Raw genomic sequence first — 2,426 nt, 5'->3', positions numbered from 1 at the left:
ATTTCGGTAGTCGTAACGAATTCTTAGGAGAGCAGGTTGAAATTCAGTGAACAATGGCTGCGTGGCTGGGTTAGCCCGCAGGTAGATCGCGATGAGCTGGTTGCTCGTCTGTCGATGGCCGGTCTTGAGGTCGATAGCGTTACGCCGGCCGCCGGTGTATTCAGCGGCGTGGTTGTGGGCGAGGTGCTGAGCACCGAGCAACACCCTGATGCCGACAAATTGCGCGTTTGCCAAGTCAGCAATGGCGCGGAAACCTTTCAGGTCGTGTGCGGTGCGCCAAACGTGCGTCCGGGCTTGAAGATTCCGTTCGCCATGATCGGTGCCGAACTGCCGGGCGACTTCAAAATCAAGAAAGCCAAACTGCGTGGCGTTGAGTCCAACGGCATGCTCTGCTCGCAAGCCGAGCTGCAGGTTGGTGAAGGCAACGACGGTCTGATGGAACTGCCGGCCGATGCGCCAGTGGGCGAAGATTTCCGCGTGTACCTGGATCTGGAAGACGCCAGCATCGAGGTTGACCTGACCCCGAACCGTGGCGACTGCCTGTCCCTGGCCGGTCTGGCCCGTGAAGTTGGCGCGCTGTATGACGCTCCGGTCACCCGTCCAGTAGTGCCGGCCGTAGCTGCCGTGCACGACGAAGTGCGTTCGGTCGAAGTGCTGGCGCCGGCTGCATGCCCGCGTTACCTCGGTCGCGTGATCCGTAACGTCGACCTGTCCAAGCCTACGCCGCTGTGGATGGTTGAGCGTCTGCGTCGTGCCGACGTGCGCAGCATTGACGCAGCCGTCGACATCACCAACTACGTGATGCTCGAGCTGGGTCAGCCGCTGCACGCTTTCGATCTCGCCGAAATCAATGGCGGCATCCGTGTGCGCATGGCGGAAGAGGGCGAGAAGCTGGTTTTGCTCGACGGTCAGGAAGTCAGCCTGCGTAGCGATACGCTGGTGATCGCCGACCACAGCCGCGCTCTGGCTATCGCCGGTGTGATGGGTGGCGAGCACAGCGGTGTGTCCGCGACCACTCGTGATGTGTTCCTCGAAAGTGCTTTCTTCGACCAGATCGCTGTGGCGGGCAAGGCTCGTTCCTACGGTCTGCACACCGATGCGTCGCACCGTTACGAGCGTGGCGTTGACTGGCAACTGGCCCGTGAAGCCATGGAGCGCGCCACTGGCCTGCTGCTGGAAATCACTGGCGGCGAAGCCGGCCCGATCATCGAGACCGTCAGCGAGCAGCACCTGCCGTCGATCGCGCCGATCACCCTGCGTTCGCAGCGCATCACCCAGATGCTCGGCATGGAAATGGATTCGGCTCAGGTTGAGCGTCTGCTCAGCGGCCTGGGTCTGGGCATTACCGCCGACGGCGCTGACCAATGGCGCGTAGAAGTGCCAAGCCATCGCTTCGACATCAGTCTTGAAGTCGATCTGATCGAAGAACTGGCCCGCCTGTACGGTTACAACCGTCTGCCGGTTCGTTACCCGCAAGCGCGTCTCGCGCCGCAAGCCAAGGCTGAAGCGCGTAGCGATCTGCCGGAACTGCGTCGTCTGCTGGTGGCTCGTGGTTATCAGGAAGCGATTACTTACAGCTTCATCGATCCTCGTCAGTTCGAACTGTTCAATCCGGGCGTTGAGCCGCTGTTGCTGGCCAATCCGATCTCCAATGACATGGCCGCCATGCGTTCTTCGCTGTGGCCAGGTTTGGTCAAGGCGCTGCAGCACAACCTCAATCGTCAGCAAGATCGCGTGCGTCTGTTCGAAAGCGGTCTGCGCTTCGTCGGTCAGCTCGAAGGTTTGAAGCAAGAGCCGATGTTGTCGGGTGTTGTCTGCGGTAGCCGTCTTCCGGAAGGCTGGGCACAAGGTCGCGACACCATCGACTTCTTCGACGTCAAAGCTGACGTGGAGGCAGTACTGGGCTTCGCCGGTGCACTGGATTCGTTCACTTTCGCTCCGGGCAACCACCCGGCGCTGCACCCGGGTCAAACCGCGCGCATCGAGCGAGAAGGGCGTGAAGTCGGTTTCATCGGCGCCATTCACCCGGAATTGTCGAAAGCCTTGGGTCTGGATCGTCCAGTCTTCGTTTTCGAGCTGGTTCTGGCTGAAGTGGCACTCGGTAAAATGCCGAAATTCCACGAGTTGTCGCGCTTTCCTGAGGTGCGTCGTGACCTTGCATTAATTGCACACAAAGACGTCGCAGCCTCGGCAGTACTGGACGTAATCCGTGAAAATGCAGGCGAATGGCTCACAGATCTCAGGCTGTTTGACGTATATCAGGGTAAAGGCATTGATCCTGATAGAAAAAGCCTCGCAGTTGGCTTGACCTGGCAGCATCCATCGCGCACTCTTAATGACGATGAGGTGAATTCGACGACGCAAAATATACTCAACTCGCTCGAACAAAGTTTGAACCCCACGATAAGGAAGAGACGTATGGGGCC

Annotated in this window: 1 protein-coding gene; it reads left to right on the top strand. The window is 59.4% G+C overall.

The features are described from left to right. Positions 1-36: 36 nt before the first annotated feature. Positions 37-2,426 (top strand): phenylalanine--tRNA ligase subunit beta (pheT, locus tag ACIP66_RS28520; protein ID WP_400652616.1); only part of this gene is annotated, 2,390 nt, incomplete at its 3' end.

Source organism: Pseudomonas sp. NPDC088429 (assembly GCF_044753305.1).
GTDB lineage: Bacteria > Pseudomonadota > Gammaproteobacteria > Pseudomonadales > Pseudomonadaceae > Aquipseudomonas > Aquipseudomonas rustica.
This window is presented reverse-complemented; position numbering and strand designations above follow the sequence as displayed.